Source organism: Serratia grimesii, from assembly GCF_900186025.1.
Taxonomy (GTDB): Bacteria; Pseudomonadota; Gammaproteobacteria; order Enterobacterales; family Enterobacteriaceae; genus Serratia; species Serratia grimesii.
This window is the reverse complement of record NZ_LT883155.1, coordinates 4579545-4603354: the sequence shown is the minus strand read 5'-3', so window position 1 is coordinate 4603354 and position 23810 is coordinate 4579545. Positions and strand designations below refer to the sequence as shown.

Annotated in this window: 27 protein-coding genes; 22 read left to right on the top strand and 5 right to left on the bottom strand. The window is 52.8% G+C overall.

All coding sequences use genetic code 11. The features are described 5' to 3' along the window. Positions 1-29 precede the first annotated feature (29 nt). The gene (gene uriH / locus SGBXF1_RS21525) at positions 30-974 is read right to left on the bottom strand and encodes a uridine-preferring nucleoside hydrolase UriH (RefSeq protein ID WP_186427521.1); all 945 of its coding nucleotides are present in this window, start codon (positions 972-974) and stop codon (positions 30-32) included. A gap of 208 nt (positions 975-1182) precedes the next feature. Between uriH and SGBXF1_RS21520 the strand changes: the two genes are divergently transcribed. After that, on the top strand, positions 1183-1470 hold the full coding sequence (locus tag SGBXF1_RS21520) for a zinc ribbon domain-containing protein (protein WP_186427520.1): 288 nt from the start codon (positions 1183-1185) through the stop codon (positions 1468-1470). Beyond that, a complete protein-coding gene (locus tag SGBXF1_RS21515) occupies positions 1467-1844 on the top strand; it encodes a hypothetical protein (protein WP_186427519.1) in 378 nt (125 codons plus the stop codon). The genes SGBXF1_RS21520 and SGBXF1_RS21515 overlap by 4 nt, the downstream gene beginning before the upstream one ends. Here the strand turns inward: SGBXF1_RS21515 and aaeR are convergent. Next, on the bottom strand, positions 1807-2718 hold the full coding sequence (gene aaeR / locus SGBXF1_RS21510) for an HTH-type transcriptional activator AaeR (RefSeq protein WP_037416253.1): 912 nt from the start codon (positions 2716-2718) through the stop codon (positions 1807-1809). The two genes, SGBXF1_RS21515 and aaeR, sit on opposite strands and share 38 nt — an antisense overlap. Before the next feature lie 433 nt (positions 2719-3151). Here aaeR and aaeX point away from each other — a divergent pair, with 433 nt between their 5' ends. From aaeX to SGBXF1_RS21485, 5 genes are all read left to right on the top strand, one after another. After that, positions 3152-3355: a p-hydroxybenzoic acid efflux pump operon protein AaeX gene (gene aaeX / locus SGBXF1_RS21505; RefSeq protein ID WP_037416257.1), complete on the top strand. Its 204-nt coding sequence runs from the start codon at positions 3152-3154 to the stop codon at positions 3353-3355. A 7-nt stretch (positions 3356-3362) separates the two neighbouring features. Beyond that, on the top strand, positions 3363-4298 hold the full coding sequence (gene aaeA / locus SGBXF1_RS21500) for a p-hydroxybenzoic acid efflux pump subunit AaeA (RefSeq protein ID WP_186427518.1): 936 nt from the start codon (positions 3363-3365) through the stop codon (positions 4296-4298). Beyond that, positions 4298-6265, top strand: a complete 1968-nt coding sequence (gene aaeB, locus SGBXF1_RS21495; protein WP_037416263.1) for a p-hydroxybenzoic acid efflux pump subunit AaeB — start codon at positions 4298-4300, stop codon at positions 6263-6265. Before aaeA ends, aaeB begins: the two co-directional genes overlap by 1 nt. Before the next feature lie 244 nt (positions 6266-6509). Further along, a complete protein-coding gene (locus tag SGBXF1_RS21490) occupies positions 6510-6959 on the top strand; it encodes a ribonuclease (RefSeq protein ID WP_130382151.1) in 450 nt (149 codons plus the stop codon). 5 nt (positions 6960-6964) lie between these two features. Next, a complete protein-coding gene (locus SGBXF1_RS21485) occupies positions 6965-7264 on the top strand; it encodes a barstar family protein (protein WP_037416266.1) in 300 nt (99 codons plus the stop codon). 30 nt (positions 7265-7294) lie between these two features. Here the strand turns inward: SGBXF1_RS21485 and yjgA are convergent, their stop codons facing one another. Further along, a complete protein-coding gene (yjgA, locus tag SGBXF1_RS21480) occupies positions 7295-7843 on the bottom strand; it encodes a ribosome biogenesis factor YjgA (RefSeq protein ID WP_037416268.1) in 549 nt (182 codons plus the stop codon). 177 nt (positions 7844-8020) lie between these two features. Here yjgA and pmbA point away from each other — a divergent pair, with 177 nt between their 5' ends. Together pmbA and cybC are read left to right on the top strand one after the other, a co-directional pair. Further along, positions 8021-9361, top strand: coding sequence for a metalloprotease PmbA (gene pmbA, locus SGBXF1_RS21475; protein WP_037416271.1), 1341 nt, complete (start codon positions 8021-8023; stop codon positions 9359-9361). A gap of 152 nt (positions 9362-9513) precedes the next feature. Continuing rightward, positions 9514-9900 carry a cytochrome b562 gene (cybC, locus tag SGBXF1_RS21470; RefSeq protein ID WP_037416274.1) on the top strand — a complete coding sequence of 129 codons (387 nt, stop codon included), beginning with the start codon at positions 9514-9516 and terminating at the stop codon, positions 9898-9900. Here cybC and SGBXF1_RS21465 read toward each other — a convergent pair. Then, entirely contained in the window at positions 9897-10682 is a 786-nt protein-coding gene (locus SGBXF1_RS21465) for an AraC family transcriptional regulator (protein ID WP_037416277.1), read from the bottom strand. The genes cybC and SGBXF1_RS21465 overlap by 4 nt on opposite strands. A 281-nt stretch (positions 10683-10963) precedes the next feature. On the opposite strand from SGBXF1_RS21465, the gene SGBXF1_RS21460 reads away from it, so the two are divergent. The 3 genes from SGBXF1_RS21460 to SGBXF1_RS21450 are packed head-to-tail and all read left to right on the top strand — an operon-like array spanning position 10964 to position 14077. Then, positions 10964-12418 carry an FAD/NAD(P)-binding protein gene (locus SGBXF1_RS21460; protein WP_186427517.1) on the top strand — a complete coding sequence of 485 codons (1455 nt, stop codon included), beginning with the start codon at positions 10964-10966 and terminating at the stop codon, positions 12416-12418. After that, positions 12415-13296 carry a formyltransferase family protein gene (locus tag SGBXF1_RS21455; protein ID WP_037416283.1) on the top strand — a complete coding sequence of 294 codons (882 nt, stop codon included), beginning with the start codon at positions 12415-12417 and terminating at the stop codon, positions 13294-13296. Before SGBXF1_RS21460 ends, SGBXF1_RS21455 begins: the two co-directional genes overlap by 4 nt. Continuing rightward, positions 13289-14077: a sulfite exporter TauE/SafE family protein gene (locus tag SGBXF1_RS21450; protein ID WP_037416286.1), complete on the top strand. Its 789-nt coding sequence runs from the start codon at positions 13289-13291 to the stop codon at positions 14075-14077. The genes SGBXF1_RS21455 and SGBXF1_RS21450 overlap by 8 nt, the downstream gene beginning before the upstream one ends. A gap of 38 nt (positions 14078-14115) precedes the next feature. Here SGBXF1_RS21450 and rnk read toward each other — a convergent pair whose 3' ends face one another. After that, entirely contained in the window at positions 14116-14526 is a 411-nt protein-coding gene (gene rnk / locus SGBXF1_RS21445; RefSeq protein WP_020831894.1) for a nucleoside diphosphate kinase regulator, read from the bottom strand. Between the two features lie 425 nt (positions 14527-14951). On the opposite strand from rnk, the gene SGBXF1_RS21440 reads away from it, so the two are divergent. The 10 genes from SGBXF1_RS21440 to SGBXF1_RS21395 all read left to right on the top strand — a co-directional run bounded on the left by SGBXF1_RS21440 (position 14952) and on the right by SGBXF1_RS21395 (position 23781). Further along, positions 14952-15299 carry a glycine dehydrogenase gene (locus tag SGBXF1_RS21440; RefSeq protein WP_061807822.1) on the top strand — a complete coding sequence of 116 codons (348 nt, stop codon included), beginning with the start codon at positions 14952-14954 and terminating at the stop codon, positions 15297-15299. A gap of 35 nt (positions 15300-15334) precedes the next feature. After that, positions 15335-15700, top strand: coding sequence for a glycine-rich SFCGS family protein (locus tag SGBXF1_RS21435; RefSeq protein ID WP_012147075.1), 366 nt, complete (start codon positions 15335-15337; stop codon positions 15698-15700). Continuing rightward, positions 15700-15996 (top strand): DUF4312 family protein, encoded by a 297-nt coding sequence (locus SGBXF1_RS21430; protein ID WP_061807823.1) that lies wholly within the window; start codon positions 15700-15702, stop codon positions 15994-15996. Before SGBXF1_RS21435 ends, SGBXF1_RS21430 begins: the two co-directional genes overlap by 1 nt. A gap of 30 nt (positions 15997-16026) precedes the next feature. After that, the gene (locus SGBXF1_RS21425; protein WP_012147073.1) at positions 16027-16803 is read left to right on the top strand and encodes a DUF4311 domain-containing protein; all 777 of its coding nucleotides are present in this window, start codon (positions 16027-16029) and stop codon (positions 16801-16803) included. Between the two features lie 11 nt (positions 16804-16814). Further along, positions 16815-17465 (top strand): DUF4310 family protein, encoded by a 651-nt coding sequence (locus tag SGBXF1_RS21420; protein ID WP_037416299.1) that lies wholly within the window; start codon positions 16815-16817, stop codon positions 17463-17465. A 62-nt stretch (positions 17466-17527) separates the two neighbouring features. Further along, the gene (locus SGBXF1_RS21415) at positions 17528-18667 is read left to right on the top strand and encodes an amidohydrolase/deacetylase family metallohydrolase (RefSeq protein ID WP_037416301.1); all 1140 of its coding nucleotides are present in this window, start codon (positions 17528-17530) and stop codon (positions 18665-18667) included. Beyond that, the gene (locus SGBXF1_RS21410) at positions 18651-19769 is read left to right on the top strand and encodes a DgaE family pyridoxal phosphate-dependent ammonia lyase (protein WP_037416304.1); all 1119 of its coding nucleotides are present in this window, start codon (positions 18651-18653) and stop codon (positions 19767-19769) included. Before SGBXF1_RS21415 ends, SGBXF1_RS21410 begins: the two co-directional genes overlap by 17 nt. Next, positions 19766-20506 (top strand): 2-dehydro-3-deoxy-phosphogluconate aldolase, encoded by a 741-nt coding sequence (dagF, locus tag SGBXF1_RS21405; protein ID WP_186427516.1) that lies wholly within the window; start codon positions 19766-19768, stop codon positions 20504-20506. Before SGBXF1_RS21410 ends, dagF begins: the two co-directional genes overlap by 4 nt. 92 nt (positions 20507-20598) lie before the next feature. Continuing rightward, positions 20599-21813: a lactonase family protein gene (locus tag SGBXF1_RS21400; RefSeq protein ID WP_186427515.1), complete on the top strand. Its 1215-nt coding sequence runs from the start codon at positions 20599-20601 to the stop codon at positions 21811-21813. Between the two features lie 51 nt (positions 21814-21864). Next, positions 21865-23781 carry a BglG family transcription antiterminator gene (locus SGBXF1_RS21395; protein WP_130382133.1) on the top strand — a complete coding sequence of 639 codons (1917 nt, stop codon included), beginning with the start codon at positions 21865-21867 and terminating at the stop codon, positions 23779-23781. Positions 23782-23810 lie beyond the last annotated feature (29 nt).

The window sequence follows — 23810 nt, the reverse complement described above, 5'->3', positions numbered from 1 at the left end:
TTACTATTACCTGTCATATAAGCCGCAGCTTAAACTTTCACTTCCCCAATCCTCTCCAGTGCATCTACCACCAAACCCCAAAACTTATCCTGATCCAGCTTTACCGCCACCTGGGTGTGGCAGTCCGGCGGAGGCGCGGCGCGGAAGTCGGCCACCGTCATGCCCAGCGTCAGGGTGCCGGTCAGTTCGATATCCACCGGGACTTTACGGACAGTCATCACTTCGGGGTCAATCACATAGGCCACCGCGCAAGGATCGTGTACCGGCGGGGCGCTAAAGCCCTGCGCCTGTTGATACATTTTGCCAAAGAACTCAAGCAGTTCACCGACAAACCTGGCCGGTCCGGTCTGGATAGCGGCAATACGGGCACAGACTTCTGGCGTGGCGAGCGCCTGATGGGTCAGATCCAGCCCGACCATGGTTAGTGGCCACTTTTCATTGAATACGATATGCGCGGCTTCCGGATCGATCTTGATATTAAATTCTGCCACCGCGCTCCAGTTGCCCACGTGGTAGCCGCCGCCCATCAGCACTACTTCCTTCACGCGTTCGGCAATGCGTGGCTCTTTACGCACCGCCATTGCGATATTAGTCAGGCCGCCGGTCGGGACGAGCGTCACGCTACCTGGCGGGTGAGCCATGATGGTGTCGATGATCAGATCTACCGCATGGCAGGGTTCCAGCGCCAATGTTGGTTGTGGCAGCACTGGGCCATCCAGGCCGGATTCGCCATGGATATCGGGTGCGACTTCTATCTGGCGTACCAGCGGGCGCGGGCAGCCGGCAGCAAAGGGCACGCCGGTAATATTGGCGATGCGTGCGACGGCCAGTGCGTTACGGGTGACCTTATCCAGTGTTTGATTACCTACTACGGTAGTCACCGCCAGCAGATCAATCTGCGGGTTACCCCAGGCCAGCAGCATGGCGATCGCATCGTCATGCCCTGGATCGCAGTCCAGTATGATTTTTTTCATTTTTATTCCTGATGCAGGGAGAGGTTCTCGCAGCATAGCGCACCGACGGCAGGCGAGGTAATGACCGATAATGCTTTTTGTTAACCACATCAAAGCGTTGCTGATTCGGTGATGTAATGAAACGTAAATCCCCTTCATGGCACTTTACCCTGGAGTTTACTCCAGGGTTTATTGTGAGGCCTGGCGAAATGCAGAGAGGAGAGGCGCGATGAGCATGTTGAAAAAGCTCTTGGGGCAAGGCGGTTTCGGTGGCGTGCATCAACGTTCGGGACATGGCCGGGGGCATCATGGCAACCGTTATAATCAGTATGGCGATCAGGGGCCACAATGCCTGCAATGTCAGGCGCCTAACAAGCCCGGTGCGCGTTATTGCCACCGTTGTGGGCAACCTTTTGAGACGGCAGCATCACAATGCAACGGATGTTCTGCACCGCTGCCACCGGGCAGCCGTTTTTGCCAACAATGCGGCAAGGCGGTCAATGGGGGACAGTCATGACGAAACGTGGATGGAGTGTGATAGTGCTGTTGGTTGCCATGGCGTTATGGACGCTGTTGGCGTGGGGAGCCTCTGGTATCTTGGGTTGGCTACCTGCACTGACAGGGCTAGCGCAGAGTGGGTCGGCGCAGTTGGCGCCACAGCTTACCGGTTTGCTCAACCTGGTTCCGCAGACGCTGTTGGATAGCGGGTTACCATGGTTGCAGCAACTGGGGAACTGGCTGGCGGGCTCTTTCCCGCTGCTGCTTACCTGGGCGGGATATGTCGTCTGGTTGATCTGGGGGCTAGGCATGCTGGCATTACTGGTACTTGGTGCCTTGGTGCGCCGTGTTCTGCTTAGCGATAGCCCTGATAGACTTCCCCCACGCGCTTAAAGTAATCGGTAAGGTAGTTGATGCACACTTGTACCTTGAGTGGCAGTTTATCTTTCTCGGTGTACACGGCATATACCGGGCGAGGATCCGAATGATAACTTTTGAAAAGGATCTCGATCTCGCCACGTTTGATCTCTTCGATCACCCACATCAGCGGTGCATAGGCAATGCCTGCCCCGGCTTTTAACCAGCGGATCATGGTCTGTGAATCGTTGGTGACAAAACGCCCTTGCGGTGCAATACGTGTGCTGATGCCTTCCGGTGCGATCAGCTCGAATTCACTATCCGGTCGCACGCTGTATTCCAGCCAGGAAAAATTGACCATGTCGCTCGGTTTTTGTGGCGTACCGTATTGGCTAAGATAGCTTTTGGCGGCACACACCACCATTGGCATTGAACCCAGGCGTTTGGAAAATAGGCTGGAGTCTTGCAGCGCACCCGTGCGAATCACCACGTCCAGTCCATCGGCGATCAAATCCGGTGCTGGGATGCCAGTGACCAGGTTCACTGTCAGGCCGGGATACTCTTTCAGCATATCGGCGGTCATGGTGGCCAATACGTTTTGCGCCATGGTGGATGAACTGCCAATACGCAACGTGCCGGTCGGCGTATTGTTAAATGCGTACAGTTGTTCGTGCACTTCGCTGACTTCCAGCAACATGCGGCGACACCCCTGATAGTAAATTTTCCCGGCTTCTGTCAGGCCAATACTGCGTGTGCTGCGATTAAGCAGTTTAACCTGTAGTTCATTCTCCAGTTTGGAGACGGTCTGGCTGATAGATGAAACGCTCATATCGAGCTGACGCGCAGCCGCCGTAAACGACCCGCATTCAACCACTTTGGCGAATACCGACATCCGTTTTAGTCTTTCCATTATTCACTCTGGCTTAAAAGTGATTTAGATCACAGATTGTTGATGAGTTGATAGTAAGCAAGCTAATATAACGTAGTCGGGTGGAAAGACCTTATCAACGCGCGAGTGTGATCGGCAGCGTCATAGTGGCCGAACCCTCCGGTATCCTCGCAATTCCTATCGCGGATGTACGTTCCAGAGTTTACTCTTTTTTCAGGTTCCTGACCTGTCTGGGCCGGAATTTGTGGTGCGTGTCAGCTAAAATGTAAAGAGAATGTGAATGGAGATATACCCTATAGCTTTCAAGTTGCAGTTAGGCGCCCAGCTCGCTCATCCCCAGGCGCTTACTTTAGTAAGTCACTGGGGTGAGCGAGTGCAGGTAACAACACTGCAACTTGAAAGATGACGGGTATGGAGGTTAACGCCCGGTGCAGTGAGTGATAAGGAAAAATTGATGAGTTTGCTTCCGGTTATGGTCATTTTCGGACTGTCGTTTCCCCCGGTCTTTTTTGAGTTGCTGGTTTCGCTGGCGCTGTTTTTTTTGCTGCGCCGTCTGCTGCAGCCCACTGGGATTTACGATTTTGTCTGGCATCCAGCGTTGTTTAATACCGCGCTGTATTGCTGTTTGTTCTATCTGATTTCATGTTTTTTCGTTTGAGGTCGCTGTGAAAAATTTTTCAATAAAAATAGCCCGAATCGCGATCACACTGATTCTGGTCCTGCTGGGGATAATCGCCATATTCAAAGCTTGGGTGTTCTACACCGAATCCCCCTGGACACGAGACGCCAAGTTTACCGCTGACGTAGTGGCGATAGCCCCGGACGTCACCGGTCTGCTGACTGACGTGCCGTTAGTGGATAACCAATTGGTGAAGAAAGGGCAGGTACTGTTGGTTATCGATCAGCCGCGTTATCAACAGGCATTGGCGGAAGCCAGCGCCGATGTTGCCTATTACCAGACGCTGGCAGCGGAAAAAAGGCGTGAAGCCGGCCGCCGCGTACGCTTAGGTGTGCAGGCGATGTCGCAAGAAGAGATCGATCAGGCGAATAACGTACTGCAGACGGTCGAACATCAGTTAGCGAAGGCCGTAGCGACGCGCGAACTGGCGCAGCTGGATCTGGAACGCACCACGGTACGTGCACCCGCTGACGGCTGGATCACCAACCTGAACGTACACGCTGGCGAATACATTACACGTGGTTCAGTGGCTGTGGCACTGGTGAAGAAAAACAGCTTCTACATTCTGGCCTATCTGGAAGAAACCAAGCTCAATGGCCTGAATAAAGGCGATCGTGCAGAGATCACTCCGTTGGGCAGTGACCGTATTATGCACGGCACCGTGGATAGCGTGGCCGCTGCCGTTAACAACAGTAGCAGCACCGTGAACAGTAAAGGGCTGGCGTCAATCGACAGTAATCTGGAATGGGTGCGTTTGGCACAGCGCGTGCCAGTGAAAATTCTGTTGGACGATAAAGACCAGTTACACCCTTATCCGGCCGGGACCACCGCCACGGTGGTGATCACCGGTAAGAATGATCGCGCTGTCGATAGCGGCTCACCTTTTGTGCGTTTGATGCATCGGCTGCGTGAGTTCGGTTAATGAATAACCCAACCTTTATCCGGCTGAGATTTGCCTTCAAGCTCAGTTTTGCGGTGGTGTTTGCGCTGTTCGTCGGCTTCCATCTCAATCTGGAAACCCCACGCTGGTCGGCGATGACCGCCGCCATCGTGGCCGCCGGTACGGCCTTTGCGGCGGGCGGCGAGCCTTTTTCCGGTGCTATTCGCCATCGCGGTTGGCTGCGTATTATCGGCACATTCATCGGCTGCTTTGTCGGCATAGCGATTATCGTCACTACGGCGCGTGCGCCGGTAGTGATGTTGCTGCTGTGCTGCATCTGGGCTGGCTTCTGTACCTGGCTTTCCTCTCTGGTTAAAGTTGAAAACTCCTATGCCTGGGGCCTGGCGGGTTATACCGCGCTAATCATTATTGTCACCGTTGCCAGCAGCGAAGCGCATCTGCTGGAAGCGCCGCAGTTCGCCATAGAGCGCTGCAGCGAGATCGTGCTGGGGATCGTCAGCGCCGTGTTGGCAGACTTGCTGTTCTCGCCGCGTTCAATCAAACAGGATATTGACCGGGCGGTGGATAAACTGCTGGTGGATCAGTACCTGTTGATGCAGATGTGCATCAGCAATGCCGAGAAAGAAGACATCGACCGCGCCTGGAGCAACTTGGTGAAAAGCACCACAGCGCTGAACGGTATGCGCAGCAACCTGATGATGGAGTCATCACGCTGGCAAAAGGCGAATCGCCGCATTCTGGCGCTGCATACGCTTTCGCTGACACTGATTACCCAGGCCTGTGAGACCTATTTAATCTTGTTGAACCACCCGGATGCGCTGAAAGAAAACGTTCGCGAGTTATTGATGGTACCTGCGGAAACGCCGCAGGAAATCCATAAACGCATGAAGTTATTGCGGCAAGTGCTGACCACCAATCGTACCGACGAGACTTTAGTAACCATCACCAGTTGGGTGGGCGCAGCCTCTCGTTACCTGCTGCTGGCCAAAGGTGTGCATACCAACAGCAGCATTAGTGTGGTGGAAGAAGGGGTGTTAAGCAGTGAGGTCGTGGTTAAACCGACCTCGGCGGAAAGACACCACGCAATGATTAACGGCCTGCGTACCTTTGTCGCAACGGCGTTTGGTAGCTTATTGTGGTTATGGACTGGCTGGACCTCCGGCAGTGGTTTTATGGTGATTATTGCGGTGATCACCTCGCTGGCAATGCGCACCCCGGCACCGCGCATGGTGGCGATGGACTTTATCCTGGGTATGCTGGCGGCGATCCCGGTCGGCTCACTGTACTTTATGGTGATCCTGCCGGCGACCCAGCAAAGTATTTTACTGCTGTGCCTCAGTCTGGGTCTGCTGGCCTTCTTCATCGGTATCGAAGTGCAGAAACGGCGGTTGGGCTCACTCGGCCTGTTGGCCGGGACCATCAACATTCTGGTGCTGAGTAACCCGATGGAGTTCAACGTGACTCAGTTCCTCGACGGGGCGCTCGGTCAGTTCCTTGGTAGCTGCGTAGGCTTGATGGTGCTATTACTGATCCGCGATAACTCACGTGAACGTACGGGGCGTACGCTGCTGAACCAGTTTGTCAGCAGTGCAGTATCGGCGTTGACCACCAAGGCGTCGCGTCGTCGGCAAAATCATCTGCCAGCACTGTATCAGCAACTGAATCAACTGCTGATGATGTTCCCGAACGATATCGCGAAGTACCGCCTGGCGCTAAACCTGATCATCGCCCACCAGCGTATGCAGCGAGCGGAGATACCGGCCAGCGAGGAGCTTTCAGCATTCCATAAGCAGATCCGCAATACCGCAGACCATGTTGTTTCGGCTAAAAACGATGTGAAGCGCGCGTACTATTACGATCGACTGTTGGGTGAAATGAATGACTATCAGCAAAAACTGGTGGATTATCATGCGCCACTCAGCGTCACTGGGCCGGTAAAACGCCTGGCGGACATGTTGCATCGTTACCGCCATGCGTTGATCGACTGACACGCCAAATGCCCCTCCCGGGGCTATACTTGCCAAAGATGACCCTGTTTCGGAGTTGCACTGAGTGCCAGACGCGCTGCAAAATGGCATGATTAGCATGAATGGGTGATGCAAGTTGTTGGGTGCGGTTTCCCCTGAAGTGAAAACGTTATATGACAGTCATCTCTGCTTCATCCTTTTCATCTATAAATCCAACTAGCATGGGTGCTGATGCACCCCTGTCTGCCATAATTCAGGGACAGCAATGAATAAGCGGATCCTCGTGGCGATAGTTATCGCCGTTGTGATAGCCGGTTTTAACGCACTGCGCGGTACCGATAGGGTGATTGCCAACGTGCCGGCGGTGGCTGAAGGTCAGAGTATTGACCAACTGACGCAGCAGAAAAGGGTGGTGAGTTACCTGCAGCAGCATCAGCGGCTGCCGGACTATTACATCACCAAGAAGCAGGCGCGTGAACAGGGGTGGGATGCACGTAACGGGAATTTGTGTTCGGTGCTGCCGGGCAAGGCCATTGGCGGTGACCGTTTCTCAAACCGTGAAGGGCAACTGCCTACCGCCCGCAGCCGAGTATGGCGCGAAGCGGATATCAATTATCAATGCGGCCGGCGCGGTGCCGATCGCTTGCTGTATTCCAGCGACGGCCTGATTTTTGTCACGCGTGACCATTATAAAAACTTCATTCGGGTGGAGTGAGCTTGATGGCAAAAGTAGAGTTCGATTTTAATCAGATTAACGATTTGCCGGCGTTCTACCGCGACTTTGCACATAAGTTTGCGCTGGATGAGGCGTTTGGCGCCAATCTGGATGCACTGTGGGACGTGGTAACCGCGGACATCGGCTTGCCGGTTGAGATTGAGTTTACCCATCTCAACGCCCGCAGCAAACGTCGTTTTGGCGCAATTATTCTTCTGTTTGAAGAGGCGGAAGAAGAGTTGGAAGGTAGCCTGCGTTTCAATATTCGTGAAAGCAGCGGTGAACCTGCACATCACCGGGGATGAACTGGGTTCATCCCGTGGTGACGGCGGCGATCATTCGGCGGTCTCGGCCAGATCACGCAGGTACTGGAAGATTTGACGGTAAGCTTTCGGCGGCTTGTTAGCGGCTTTCTCTTTCTGTGCGTTACGCACCAGTGAGCGCAGCTGCTGACGATCGGCATCTGGATACAGCGCCAGAATAGGCGGGATCGCATCATCGCCTTCTTCTACCAGGCGGTCGCGCAGCACTTCCAGCTTATGGAACAGCGAAACCTGTTGGTTATGGCGGTTCTTAAGTTTGTCGAGCGCGGTTTGGATCGGCTCTACATCGCGGGCACGCAGCATTTTGCCAATCAGTTGCAGCTGACGGCGGCGGCCTTCTTTTTTGATCTTCTGCGCCAGTTCAATCGCGGTGCGTAAATCTTCGTCCAGCGGGATGCGGTCCAGGGCGTTTTTACCCAGCTCGACCAGTTCGACGCCCAGATCTTTCAGCGCTTCGGCATCACGTTTAATTTCACTTTTACTGACCCAGATAATCTCGTCATCTTCCTCGTCAATGTTCTCCGGGACATCGTCGAGCCAGTCTTCAGGCTGTTTGTTCATGGTAGGCTCCGTTAAAAAGAGGCTAATCCTAACAGGTTGCTGGCTTTATGCGAAATTCCACGCGGTTCCTGTTAGACTCAAAAGTATAAATCACATGATTTTTGCGCGTGACTCCACGCGCAACCACGCCGCCACGGCACTTTTCTCAACGATTTTCTGATTAAGTATGGCAGATTGATGAAAGTAGTCACTCAAGTTGCAGAACAGCGCAAGGCGCTGGAACAGGCCGTTTCACAGGCTTTGGAACTGGCACGCGCCGGCTCCGATGCGGCAGAAGTTGCCGTGACCAAATCTACCGGTATCAGCGTCAGCACCCGCTTCGGCGAGGTGGAGAACGTTGAGTTCAACAGCGATGGTGCGTTGGGCATTACTGTTTATCACCAACAGCGTAAAGGCAGTGCGTCTTCTACCGATCTCAGCCCGGATGCGATTGCGCGTACTGTGCAGGCAGCACTGGATATCGCCCGTTATACCTCGGTGGATCCTAACGCCGGCCCGGCAGAAAAAGATCTACTGGCGTTTGACGCACCGGATCTGGATCTGTTCCACCCAGAGGAACTGGACGCAGAGCGCGGTATCGAACTGGCTGCACGAGCCGAACAGGCGTCACTGGCCGCAGACAAACGTATTACCAATACCGAAGGGGGCAGTTTTAACAGCCACTATGGTATCAAGGTGTTCGGCAACAGCCACGGCATGTTGCAAAGTTACTGTTCCAGCCGGCATTCACTGTCTAGCTGCGTCATTGCGGAACAGGATGGTGATATGGAGCGTGATTACGCTTACACCATTGGCCGCGCGATGGGCGATCTGGAAAGCCCGGAATGGGTCGGGCAGGAATGTGCCCGTCGCACGCTGTCACGCCTGGCACCGCGTAAGCTGTCAACCATGACCGCACCGGTATTGTTTGCCTCTGAAGTCGCAACGGGGTTGTTCGGGCATTTGGTCGGTGCCATCAGTGGGAGCAGTGTTTACCGAAAATCCACTTATCTGTTGGATTCTTTGGGCAAACAAATCCTGCCGGACTGGCTGACTATCGAAGAGCACCCGCATTTGCTAAAAGGGCTGGCCTCTACGCCGTTCGACAGCGAGGGTGTCCGTACCCAACGCCGCGACATTGTCAAAGATGGCGTGTTGCAAACCTGGCTGATGACCAGCTATTCGGCGCGTAAGCTGGGTATGCACAGTACCGGCCATGCGGGCGGTATCCACAATTGGCGGATCAAAGGGCAGGGTAATGACTTTGCCGGCATGTTGAAGCAGTTGGGCACCGGTTTGGTGGTTACCGAACTGATGGGCCAGGGGGTCAGCGGCATTACCGGCGACTATTCGCGCGGTGCGGCGGGTTTCTGGGTAGAAAACGGCGAGATCCAATATCCGGTCAGCGAGATCACTATCGCGGGTAACCTGAAGGATATGTTGCGTAACATCGTCAGCGTGGGTAGCGATATCGAAACCCGCAGTAACATCCAGTGCGGTTCTGTGTTGTTGCCGGACATGAAAATCGCCGGTCAGTAATGTTTACCACGGCTGGCCGCTCCGGTTGCCAGCCGTATCACTTCCCTTTCCCCCGTTTTAACCTTGCTTACAAATCTTCGGTTTCGGTTTTCACTTCCCTTGCCTATGGTTAGGCTGGGTCAAATAAAACAATAACTGGAAGGTGAGCAAGCATGTCGAACAAACTGAAAGCGCTTATGGCATTGACGCTGCTGGGTGCCAGTTCACTGGCTGTCGCAGCCGATCTGGCCGACGATATGGATACCATATCGGGCAATTACAAAACGGTGCTGAGCACCGACTCCACGGACACAATGAAGCAAAGCTTGCAGAATATGCGTGCCGCTGCCGTAGATGCGAAGCAAAGTAAGCCACCAAAAATGGAAGATAAAGCGGCCAACAGCCCGGAGATAAAAGATTTCCATCACGGTTTGGATACGCTGATCGGCCAGATAGATCAATCGCTGGCGCTGGCTAATCAAGGCAAACTGGCCGAAGCCAAGCAAGTTGCTCAGGGCTTCAAGCAAACCCGCGACGTCAATCATAAGAAATTCCGCTAAGTCTTTTCGCGCCGTTCTGAGGTCAGATAGCAGGACGGCGCTTGCCCCAGCACGCGTCGAAACATGGTTGCAAACGCCGCGCTGCTTTCATAACCCAATTCCAGAGCTACCTGCGTCACGCTGCTACCTTCGGCCAGTCGGGCCAATGCCAATACCACGCAGGCTCGTTGGCGCCATTGCGAAAATGACATGCCGGTTTGAGTGCGGAACAGGCGGCTGAAGCTACGGATACTCATGTACAGGCGTGCGGCCCACTCCTGCGGTGAGTCGTGGGCGTCAGGTTGTTGCAGGAATCGTTGGCACAGTTCACCCAACCGTGGGTCAGCAGGCAGCGGGATATGCAGGGGCAAGGACTGCAGATGAGCGAGCTCATGTAACAACAGACTAACCAGCGCGCCATCCCGGCCCTGTGGGTCGTATTCCAGAGGCATATCGACGGCTGCCATCAACAGTTGGCGCATGAGTGGCGTCACGCTAACCACTTGGCAAACCTGCGGTTGAGCGGGCAGTAGAGCCGTCGGCTCAATGTATAGGCTCCGAGTAGTGACACCGACCATTCTGACCTCATGCGGCATTTGCGGTGGCAACCACACTGCCCGCTGCGGCGGCACAATCCAATTCCCCTGGCGGGTAAATACGTGCATCACACCGGTCGCGCCATACAGGAGTTGGGCGCGGCGGTGACTGTGCATGGGCAGCAGATGGCCTGATGGATAATCGGTGCCGATGGCGATCACTGGCCTTGGCACGTGGTCGAGGTCATCTATACGTACGTTGCGCATAAGCCCTATCGTTGAGCATGTTGGCCGAAATGCAATGATAGTTGGCCTTTCATATAAAGCAAGCCAATCGCCATCACTTTACTATCAAGGAAGAGAAATAACGCTGCCTTGGCAGTGAGATATTTTTATTGTTGATGAACCCTCTTATTTTAAACGCCGGGGCAGGACGAGTTATCTCGTCTGCACAATACAAGAAGTTAATAAGGAATAAGTTGTCTTTTTATTCCAACACCTGAAGCAATAGTTCTTCTTTTAATGCTGTGACTATAAGGTGATATTTCATGTGTAAGATCGGTGTGATTGGTGGTGGGGCGGCTGGCATTTCCTTTGTTTACAATTTCATTAAGAATAAGTCTGTTAATAATTGCAATAAACATCTTTCGCTGAAGGTTTTTGACAAGCAAGGTTTTAACGGTGGCATGGCTTACAGCAGCGATTTCGATAGTCATATTTTAAATATGACGCCGGAGAACATGTCGGCAGATATTTTTGATCGTGCGCACTTTTCAGATTGGATCACTATGCATTTTCCTCGCTACACTAAAGACCGTTACCCACCGCGTTGGCTCTATAAAGAGTATCTCGATTTTATCCGTGATATGTCGGTCTTTATGGCGGCCGACAGCAACGTTACACTGAATTTCATTACCGCTGAAGTTGAGGAAATCGGCCCGCATCCTGCGGGATATTTGTTGACCGCAGCTGGTGGGATTGCAGAGCAGATGGATGCGTTGGTGCTGTGCTCGGGGCATAATGAAGCGGAAAGTCTGTATCCCATTGATGGCGTGATTTCTTATCAGGCGAATCGAGATCTTCCGGCTATCAACCCTACTTCAGCAATTGGCGTGATTGGCTGTAGCCTAACGGCGATAGATGCCATTATTGAACTGATTGAGCGGGTGGGGGCGAGTAATATTTCGGCTTTGTCGCGTTCCGGATTGTTTCCCAGTGTACAACCTGCGCTGATGCGTGCACCGCCGCCAGAATTTAAGCAGCGATTGACCCGCTTTGTTGCCGACCATAACTATATCGATGCGCATCAGTTAGTTCACATGATTAATGCGGCACTGGAGCAATACTATCCTGGGCCAGAGCGGCTGACGGTATTGTCCTCTATGGGCGCTGGTAGAGATTGTTATCGTGACCTGGCTGAAAGCCTCGACCGGGCACGTTTTGCCCGGGAGCATATCTGTAGCTACCTGGCCGCGATCCATCCGGCAGTGTGTGAAGCCTGGGTTAAAATGGATGAAAATAATCGACAAGTATTTATGCGCTTTTATAACTCTTCCTGGATGCGCAATCGGCACGCTATGCCATTAAAGAATGCTTATAAAATTATCACCGGATTAGAGTGCCAACGCTTACGCGCCTTTGGCGGCGTGGTAAATATTGAGAAGGATAATCAAGGGTTCAACGCTTTCTGCCACAATGCGACGGTACATACTCAATATTTACTTAATTGTACTGCCCCTTCATACCAAATGAAGCCAAACCGGTTAAATGGCACTCTGCTTCAAGGTGGACTGGTGCAGGAAAACATATTTGGTGGTGTGAAATGTAACCCTCTCACGCTTAAAGTCCCAGATGAACAGGGAAATGAACAAAACCTGTACTCTCTTGGCGCTCCTGCCAAAGGTGATCTTTTTTATACCTCGGCAATGGAATCCATTACCCGAGATATCAGCAAAATAGTTTTCAATAACAGCATATTTAATACAAAGAAGGCGATAGTATGAAAAACGTAGCGCTATTTGTTGGCAACGATATTTTTTCCTGGCTGGCATGTCAGGATGTTATTAGCGCCTTAAACAAGGAATGTGCCTTTACGGTTTATTTTCCATTGGTGAAAGCATCGCGCCGTTTCCAAGAGCCGGCTGTGCGGCAACTTGGCCTCTATGAACGCCAGGTACTGAATGACTTTGTTTTTCCCTTTGTCACCCGACATGCTGATATTTGCCAGGGCGCTTATCAGGCTCCGCAGGTTTTCCTGGCGGGCTCAGCAGTAAAGGCCCACCGTATTGCTGATATTAATGATGCAACTTTTATCAGCAGTTTGGGCAATATGGATGCGGTCATTTCATTGCGTTGTTATCAGAAATTCTCTGCAGATTATGTGCGGGCTTTCAGCCAGCGCGGTAAATTGCTGTGGAATCTTCATCCGGGGGATTTGCCACATTATCGCGGTGTCATGACGCTGTTTCGCGCTATGGTCAACGGCGAGAAAAACTGTGCATTGACGCTGCATGAAATGGATGAGCAGTGGGATGCAGGTCCGGTGATCGCCCGCCAGTCGGCTGAACTGCGCTATGACCTTTCATTTTTGGAAAACATGATACTGCTGGGGTGCCGCTCTGGGGCATTTTTAGCGCACCATTTGATACGGGCGGATGAGCGGGAAGCGATAACCGTTGAGCTACAGGGCGACTACCGTTACTGGGGATTTCCGGACGCACACTCTTTGGCGCAGGCCGAGGCGCTTGGGATTGAACTGATCGACCATGATGCAATTCGCCGCCATTATCTGTCTCTGTTTGTGGGTGATGAGTTCCATGAACTGGCGGGCCAATTCGCTGCTGGTTTCGATGATTTCATTCGGGCGCATAGCCATGATTGAGATGTTGGTCATTCTTGGTGCCGGTTTTATTACCGGCATTACCACCATTTTATTCGGCTTCGGTGGCGGCTTCGTGGTGGTACCTTTTGTTTATCATCTGGTTGCCTCTTCGGGTGAACAGTCAGGTCAAGCGATGCATGTTGCAGTGGCAACCTCAACGGCGGTGATGATCCTGAATGCGGGCTATGCCACCTTCACTAACTGGCGTAGTGGTAATTTGCTGCGTGAAACCATTGTTCCGCTGGTTTATTTTATCGCTATTGGCGCTGCATTGGGGGCTTTTGCCTCAAGCCTGCTGGAAGACGGTGTGGTTAGGCTACTGTTTGTAATTTATATGCTGGTGACGATTGCGGACTGTCTGTTCAGGCGGGGTTTTTTGGTCAAACCGCCTCGTGCGGCCTTGTCTAAGGTGACGCTATTTGTCGGTGGTCCGCTCATTGGGGTGATTGCGACGATGCTCGGCGTGGGAGGGAGCGTGTTAACCGTGCCTTTATTACGCCGACATGGTTATGAGATGAAACATTGCGTCAGCGCAGCCAATCCGCTGTCGATCCCGGTCGCTATCATTGGTGCACTGATGTATGTCGCTTTGGGCTGGAAGGAAATGACTGGGCCGCAGTATCTGGGTTATGTCAATCTGACCATTCTGGGGTTGCTTGTAGCGGCAGGTATTATGGGGATTGCGTTCGCCAAAAAATGGTTGCCGAAGGTTAATGACAGGCTGCATGCCAGAATTTACGTGCTGTTGTTGATCGTCGTACTGGTCGCCATCAGCTTATAAATGCAGAAAGGGCGGTTGGTCACCGCCCTGAAAACCGCTTAGCGGTGATATTCACCCGCCGCTTCCGGCTGGTACAACAGTTCCAGCACTTCAATACGCGCTTCTTCACCGTTCGGCAACTGCCAGGTAATCTGGTTGCCAATGTGCATGCCCAGTAGCGCTGCGCCTAACGGCGCCATCACTGAAAGCTGCTCGTGGCTATCTTTCAGCGACGCCGGGTAAACCAGCGTACGCACATGTTCTTCTGCAGTATGCAGATCGCGGAAACGCACGCGGCTGTTCATGGTCACCACGTTGGCCGGGATCTGGGACGGCGGCAGGATTTCGGCGCGATCCAGTTCGATGTTCAGCGCGGCGGCGACGTCGGTGTTGGCAAAGGCCGGTTGTTCCAATAGCGCATCCAGGCGTTCCGCATCCAGCTCATTAATAGTAATGGTTGGCTTGGTCATTCCACTCTCCAGTCAAATCAAAAGGCGACGGGTTACGCGCCCATAAATTCGGAAAAACAGCACAAAAGCAACACCCCCGCGCCAGAGGAGCGGGGGTGTTGTTGATGTCGAATTGTCTTACCGATAGTAGGCGGTTAAGCGGGGAAAAGAAAGAGATCCCGATCACGAAGCTTTTCACCGCCGCCGGGTTAACTGGAAACAGCTTGTGGGGTTATCTTTTTGTAATTTAATTGAATTATCTAATAAATCCTTATTTTGCGAAATGGATCCCTGATGGTCACTGAATTTCCACTTCCAACTGGAAAAAAACACGCTACACAGAAAATCGTCCTGGGGTTAGGGTAAAGACATCAGAGAAGGCGGGTTATTCAAGTGATGCGCTGTGAGATTGACAGAATCATGTTGGGATCTAGGGGTACTGAAAAGTGAATGATGGATCTGCTGCGATAGAAAAGAATGAACAGCCTGATGTCAGCATGGCCGGGGCGATAACTGAGCAGGTACTGTCAGATATTACCACTATGCTGAATGAAGACGGTATTTATACCAATGCGGTACAGCAACAGATGTTGGAATCTCATATTCGCGCCATGGTATTGCGCTCAATAACAGGTGAGCCATTACCGGAAGTTGATAAGTCACTGTTTGATGAGATTTCAGCGGAATCAATGCAAATGGCTGAAAGAGTGGTCGATCAGTTTACCACTCTTCCGATCGAAGAGGCTTATTTGCTGTCCGTGCATTTCGAAGTAGCAAAAGATAATAACCAATAGCCGTTAGCGAATTAAATTAATCAGGAGAAAATACCATGGGTCAGATTACTGTAGTGATTGGCGATCGTTTGGGTAAAGGTCAGAAAGTGGGTCAGGGCATTGAAAATGCAGGTGGAAAAGCCATTGTGATCCCTGGCGTAGCGGCAGATATGAAGCTGGGCGATGTGATGAAAGCGGAAGGTGCACAGTTAGGAATCTCTTTCTGTGGCAGTGGCGGTGCCGGCGCGATTACTGCACAAACAAAATACGGTTACAAAGCCAAATACGGTATGCGCTCCATTGATGAAGGCGTGACGGCAATTAACGAAGGTTGCACGGTGTTAGGTTTTGGTTTTATGGATAAAGAAGAACTGGGTCAGAGACTGGTTGAAGCCTACGTTAAAAAACACGGCAATCCGTAATGAAAGAACAATATACAACGTCGGTAAAGGTGGAGGGTAAGGGCGACAGCAAAGCGAAAGCTTTTGCTTCCGCCTTGGCCAACGTACAGGGCGCGGTATTAAAATCCACCAGTAATATTCTGCTGCGTATTGAACCGCAGGATGTCAGCGTATTAAGAGCGGAAGAGAAAATAACAAAAGAAAAGTTTCTATTCTTCTTTCTACCGCGCGAAAGAAAGAATTATTCCGTATCTCTGGAAATAACCGTGAACGTGACAATCATCAATACAGAAAAAGTTGTCTTCGTCACGAAATAAAAACGTTAGCATAAATCAAAGGGTATACTGATGTTTTTAATCATCTTATTTAAGTCGCTTATTATCGGCGGACTGGTGGGGGTTGGCGTAGGGGCTGGCGCCGCACGCATGTTCCATGCCCCAACCACTCAGGGCATGGGCGCTTTCCGTACCTTGGGCGAGCTGAACTCCTGCGAGGGCGATCCGGCTTCCCACTTTTCATTCGGTCTGGGCTTCTTCTTCAACGCCTGGGCGTCTTCCGTGGCGGCGGGTGCCTTCACGCAGGACGTTGACCACCGCATCATCCCACACTGGGGTGCGGCAGCGTTGATGGTCAAAAACCGCAACCTGGCGCAAACACTGCACGACCCGAAAAAAATGGCTATCGCCTGCGGCATTATCGGCATGCTGGTGGTGGCTTTCCTCAATACTACCGCCTCCGCAGTGCCTGCTGCACTGCAAGTCACGGCGATTAAAGTGCTGGTGCCGGCAGCTAACCTGCTGGTGAATACCGTGATGCCGGTGATCTTCTGGCTGGCGGCGATCGACGCCGGGCGTCGTTCTGGCTTCTGGGGCACCATCTTTGGCGGTCTGGCGCAGTTGATCATGGGCAATGCCGTTCCGGGTCTGGTATTGGGCATCCTGATCGGTAAAGGCGTCGAAGAAAGCGGATGGAACAAAATCACCAAGATCATGATGGCGGTGATCGTGCTGTTGTTCGTGCTGAGCGGCTTCTTCCGCGGCTTCGACATGAAAGTCCTCGAGTCCTTCAGCCTCGGCGTACCGGGCTGGCTTGACGCCATTCACAATACCCTGAGCGGTAAATAAGGAGCTGGAAAATGGAAGAACAAACCCAAAAAGGCTTCTGGTATGCCGACTGGTCATTCCCGATTTTTGTTGGCCTACTCTCGTCCGGCGTGTTCGCCGGGACGCACATGTACTACCTGTACGGCATCGGCGCATTTAACGAAGTCGCCTTTGTTTCTATGCTGCGTGCCGGGATGGATACCGGTGTTTATGGTGCTGTAGCGGCATTCGGTGCCAGCTTCCTGTTTGCGCGCATCATCGAAGGCTCGCTGGTGGGGATCCTGGACATCGGAGGGGCGATCCAGACCGGTGTTGGGTTGGGTGTTCCTGCACTGTTGCTCGGGGCGGGGATCATCTTCCCGGTGGCGAACTTTGCTGCGTCGCTGATAACCGGTTTGGTGATTGGTTTGGCGATTGGCTACCTGATCATCCTGGCGCGTAAATTTACCATCAACCAGAGCAACTCTACCTACGGGGCTGATGTGATGATGGGGGCAGGTAACTCCTCTGGGCGTTTCCTGGGGCCATTGATCATCCTGTCTGCAATGACTGCTTCAATTCCTATTGGTATAGGTTCACTGCTCGGCGCACTGTTGTTCTATATCTGGAACAAGCCAATCACCGGTGGGGCGATCCTCGGCGCGATGTTGTTAGGGGCCATTTTCCCGGTCGCCATCGCTTAAATGCGACTGTGATTGTTGGGGAGCGGCACGCCGCTCCCCCGCTTGAAAAGGAGTAATGCAGTATGTATGACTTAGTAATCAGACGCGCCAGATTGGTGGATGACCAGTTGGTCGATATAGCAGTTCAGGACGGCAAGATTGCCGAGGTTGGACAGTTAACCGACGACGTCTGCGCCCATCGGCAACTGGATCTGGCGGGCAACTGTCTCTTGAGCGCCGGCTGGATCGACTCTCATGTGCATTGTTACCCTTCTTCGCCGATTTACCATGACGAACCGGACCTGGTTGGCACGGCCTGTGGCGTCACGACAGTGATCGACGCCGGTAGTACCGGTACCGATGACGTCGAAGCGTTTTATGCGCTGACGCGCAATGCTAAAACCAATGTCTTCGCCTTTCTAAATATTTCACGCATCGGTTTGTTGCGGCAAAACGAGTTGGCCGACTTGGCCGATATCGATAAGCAAAAAGTCAGCCAAGCGATCGGCAAACATCCGGGTTTTATCATCGGTATAAAGGCACGCATGAGCAGTAGCGTAGTCGGCCAGAATGGCACCCGGCCATTGGTGCTTGCCAAAGAGATCCAGCAGGAAAATAACCAATTACCATTGATGGTACATATCGGTAATAACCCACCGGATCTCGACGAGATAGCCGATCTGCTGACCCGTGGCGACATTATTACCCACTGCTACAACGGCAAACCAAATCGCATTCTGACGCCTGCCGGTACGCTGCGTGAGTCCATTCAGCGTGCATTGAAGCGTGGCGTGTTGCTCGACGTAGGTCACGGCACTGCCAGCTTTAGCTTTGAGGTCGCCCGGCAGGCGATAGCACTGGGTATTTTGCCGCATACCATCAGTTCCGATATTTACTGTCGCAACCGTATGACCGGGCCAGTACACAGTCTGGCGACAGTGATGTCCAAATTCTTCAGTGTCGGCCTGTCTCTCCCGCAGGTGATTGCCTGCGTAACGGAGAATGCTGCCTCGGCGCTGCGTCTGAACAATAAAGGTCGCCTCGCACCAGGCTATGACGCTGATTTCACCCTGTTTGAACTCCACCAAGGGCCACAGGTGTTCGCTGATTCAGAAGGGCAATCAGTTGCTGGACAACAGTTGCTGGTTCCACTTGCTGCCGTCGTGGCCGGTGAAATCCTATTAACCGATGAAGGGAAAGCCGCTCATGTCTTCAATCTATGAAAAATATAATTTAAAACAGGTCATTAATACTTCCGGTCGCATGACTATGCTCGGTGTATCTACGCCGCGCCAGGATGTCATTGACGCCGTTGACTATGGCCTGAATCACTATTTTGAAATCAAAGATCTGGTTGATAAGACTGGTGCCTATATTGCCAACCTGCTGAATGTTGAAGCTGCGGTGATCGTTTCCTGCGCTTCGGCAGGCATCGCCCAATCGGTGGCGGCATTGATTGTGAAAGACAATGCCAACCTGTTGGTGAACTTGCACTCAGCACCTATTACCGTTCCACGTGAGATTGTGCTGCCACGTGGTCATAACGTTAACTTTGGTGCACCGGTTGACACCATGGTGGCGCTGGGCGGCGGTAAGGTTGTGGAGGCGGGCTACGCTAATGAATGTTCTGCTGAACAGCTTGAAGCCTGCATCACGCCTCAGACTGCGGCTATTCTCTACATCAAATCACACCACTGTGTGCAGAAAAGCATTCTTTCTGTTGAGCAGGCGGTCGTGGTGGCACGTAAACATAACCTGCCGCTTATTGTTGATGCCGCCGCGGAAGAAGATCTGCTGTGTTACTACCAAATGGGAGCCGACCTGGTGGTTTACAGCGGCGCCAAAGCCATCGAAGGCCCAACCAGCGGTCTGGTGATCGGTAAAAAACAGTATGTTGAATGGGTGAAGCTGCAATCTGGCGGCATCGGCCGAGCGATGAAGGTCGGCAAAGAGGGCATTCTAGGTCTGACTCAGGCGATAGAGAGCTATTTGACGCTGGAAAAAACCACCGGTCAGCAAATGGTTGAAAGAATGACGCCGTTTATCGATAGCCTCAATACGTTGACCGGCATCAGCGCCAAAACCGTTTGGGACAGCGCCGGTCGCGATATCGCGCGGGCGGAAATCACCTTTGACGAAGCGGTGCTTGGGCGTTCGACCTACGACATCGTACAGGCGCTGAAAACCGGCGATATCGCTATCTACTTCCGTGGCTATAAGGCTAACGAAGGCAAGATTGAAGTGGATGTGCGCAGTGTTGACCAGCAACAACTGATGACTGTCTTCACCTGTATTAAAAATCTGTTTACGGAGAAACAAGCATGAAGCTGCAACCTAACTACTATCGCGATCGCGTATGCCTCAACGTATTGGCCGGTTCAAAAGACAATGCGCAGGACATTTATGCGGCGGCGGAAGGGCATGTGCTGGTGGGCGTTCTGTCTAAGAACTATCCAGATGTCGACAGCGCGGTGGCTGACATGCAGCGCTATGCGCGGCTGATTGAGAATGCGCTGTCGGTAGGGTTGGGCGCGGGCGATCCGAAACAATCGGCGATGGTCAGCCTGATTTCTCAACGGGTGCAGCCACAACACGTAAACCAAGTGTTTACCGGTGTCGGTGCCAGCCGCGCGCTGCTGGGCCAAAATGACAGCGTGGTCAATGGCCTGGTGTCACCTACTGGTCGCGTCGGCTGGGTGAAGATCTCTACTGGTCCACTGAGTGCTTCTGCGCCGGACGGTATCGTGCCGGTGGAAACCGCCATTGCCCTGTTAAAAGATATGGGTGGCAGCTCGATCAAGTATTTCCCAATGGGTGGGCTGGCATGCAAAGAGGAATATCAGTATGTGGCCCAGGCCTGTGCTGAGCATGACTTTATGCTGGAGCCGACCGGCGGTATCGATCTTGAAAACTTCGAGCCGATCGTTGAGATCGCATTGGCTGCCGGTGTGAAACGAGTGATCCCACATATCTACAGCTCAATCATTGATTCCGCCACCGGCAACACTCGCCCACAGGACGTTAAAACCCTGCTGGCAATCACCAAAAAGCTGGTCGGGTAAACGCATTATCGGATGACGTAAGGCAGGGAGGCGACAGGTTCTGTATCCGCAGGCGCGGGCACGCCGCGCCGCTATCTATCATAAGGATAACTATGCGAAACTGGCAGTCTCCACCCCTACGCACCGCGTTAACCCTGGCGCTACTGGCGATGGCCAGCCCGGTGCTGCATGCTGAGGATGCAATGAAATCTACGTCATCTCATTTTGCTTATATCGGTACTTACAATCCCAACGGTGAAGGCGTTTACCGCGTGCAGGTTGATTCGGCCAGCGGTGTGTTGAGCGCCAGAACGCTGGTCAGTAAACAGAGTAATCCAGCACAGCTTACCGTAGATGCCAAAGGCCAGACGCTGTATGTCGCCAGTGAAGTGGCGGACTTTAATGGCACTAAACACGGCGGCATTATTGCTTACCATATCAACCCGGTTGATGGTGGGCTGACGCAGCTTAATCAGGTCGATTCCCAAGGCGCGGGGCCGGTATATCTTTCTCCGACGCCTAACGGCCGCCATCTCCTGGTAGCGAACTACGTCAGCGGTACCGTGGCGGTATTCCCGATTGAGAGTGATGGCAAGCTGGGTAACGCCAGCTCAGTGCAGCAACAGCAAGGGCCAGCCGGTACCGGCAAGCCGGAAGGCGCGGTGGAAGGCAGTTTTGCGATCAGCGACCACAATGGTCCGCATGCACATATGATCGCCAGCGATCCGAGCGGTAAGTATGTGTTTTCAACCGATCTGGGGCTGGATCGTATCTATCAATGGCGCTTTGATGATGCCAGCGGTCAACTGACGCCGAATGATCCACAGTGGATCGCGGCATCGTCTGCCGGCGCAGGTCCACGTCACTTTGTGTTCCACCCGGACGGCAAAACGTTGCTGTTGGTGAATGAAGAAGCCTCGACGCTGACCAGCTACCGTTTTGATAACCAAAAAGGTACTCTGAAACAGCAGCATGTTGTGTCTTCACTGCCCGCTGATTATAAGGGCACTAACTTTGCTGCAGGCCTGGCCCTGAGCGAAGACGGCAAAAATCTGTATGTTGCTAACCGGCTGCACAACAGCATTGGACAGTTCAGTGTTGGCCCTGACGGCGAGCTGCACGCGGTGGCTGAAATCTGGACGCGTGGTGATTACCCACGGTCATTGACGCTGAGCCCGGACGGTCACTATCTGTATGCGATGAACCAACGCAGCGATAACGTTACCCGCTTCAGTGTAGATAAAGCCAGTGGCAAGCTCAGCTTTGTTGAAGGCTATACGCCGGTAGGCAGCCCATCGCAAATGGTGTTCTTGCCGCTCGCGAAGTAACCCGCTGCCCGTCTGACTCCTCAGGCGGGCACTTTAATTGACGGAAAGAGAATGGTGCGATTTCCCTACCCGCGTTTGGCCTATCTGTTTGATGCTTTACAGTCTGAGACTTTGCCACAAGACGAGTTGGCGAAGCGTTTCGCTGTGTCCACCCGGACCGTGCGTGCCGATATCACTGCACTGAACGACATTCTGGAAAAATATGGAGCCCACTTTGTGCATAACCGTGGTGCGGGCTATCACTTACAGATAGATGACGCCGTACTGTTCAGCGCCTTACAGCATCAAGAACGCAAAAAGCATGCGACTCCACGCAGTGCACAGGAGCGGGTGCACTATCTGCTGATTCGTTTTTTGACCTCAGCTTTTTCTCTAAAGCTTGAAGATTTAGCCGATGAATGGTTTGTCAGCCGCGGTACGCTGCAAAACGACATGGCTGAGGTGAGAGAGCGCCTGGCGCACTACCAGTTAACCATTGAAACCAAACCGCGCTATGGCATGAAGTTGTTCGGTTCGGAGATGGCGATCCGCGCCTGTCTGACCGATCTGTTATTCCAGTTGCATTTGGCCGATGCCGAAAATCCACTGCTCAACAATGAGATCCTGCGGCAACCGCAGGTGACGACCTTTGCCGGTTTACTGCATCCGTTGCTGTCGCAATATGCCATTCGTCTGACGGACGAAGGTGAGCAGTATCTAATTTTCTACTGTGCAGTGGCGCTGCGACGCATTACCGACGGTTATCCGTTGCCGGACTTTGACGTTGAGGATGGTGATGATGCTGTGCGCAAGGTCTCTACCTGGTTGGCAAGTGAGCTGCGTAAAGCCAGCGGGAAAGATATATCAATGGCGGAAGAGGCCTACTTGCGGGTGAATATTGCTGCGCGCCGGGTTCAAGAGGTGCAGCCGACGGAGATCAATGCTGACGATGAAGAAGCGCTGGTGGATTACATTCTGTCGTACATCAACGCGCACTATAACTACAATCTGCAGGGCGACACACAGCTGCGAGCCGATCTGCTCACCCATATCAAGACCATGATTACCCGGGTGAAATACCAGATTAATATCCCCAATCCACTGCTGGCGAATATCAAGCAGCATTACCCGATGGCCTATGATGTGACATTGGCAGCAGTGTCTAGCTGGGGGAAATACACGCCTTATACCCTGAGCGAGAACGAGATTGGGTACCTGGTGCTGCACATTGGGGTTGGTCTGGAACGGCATTACAACATTGGCTATGAGCGGCACCCGCAGGTGATGTTGGTATGTGACACCGGCAACTCGACGGTGCGGATGATCCAGGCACAGATCGCACGTAAGTACCCGCAACTGGTAATGACGCGGATCGTTTCGCTACGTGATTACGAGGTGCTCAACCACATTGACGAAGATTTTGTTATTTCTAACGCGCGGGTCAGCGAAAAGAACAAGCCTGTTGTTGTGATGTCACCGTTCCCGACTGAATATCAGCTCGAGCAGCTCGGCAAGTTGGTCCTGGTGGATCGAACCAAACCTTACATGTTGGAAAAGTTCTTCGATGCTGATCACTTCATGGTGGTGAACGAACCGCTGACCCAGGCGCAATTGTTCCAGAAAGTCTGTAGCCAGCTTGAGCGTGAAGGCTATGTCGGCGATGATTTTTATCCGTCGGTAGTGGAGCGCGAAACCATTGTTTCCACGATGTTGGGCGAAGGCATTGCCCTGCCGCACTCACTAGGCTTGCTGGCGAAAAAAACCGTGGTGGTGACGTTGCTGGCGCCACAGGGCGTCGTCTGGGGCGACGGCGAGATTGCTCACGTGATCTTCTTGCTGGCAATCAGCAAAAGTGACTATGAAGAAGCGATGGCGATCTATGATCTGTTCGTTACCTTCGTGCGTGAACGATCGATGAGTCGTCTGCTGGGCAGTGACAATTTTGATAGTTTTAAGGCAGTGGCGTTAGACTGTTTGAGTCGGATCTAGCGGCAGGAGTGATATGTTTTGAAGCAGGT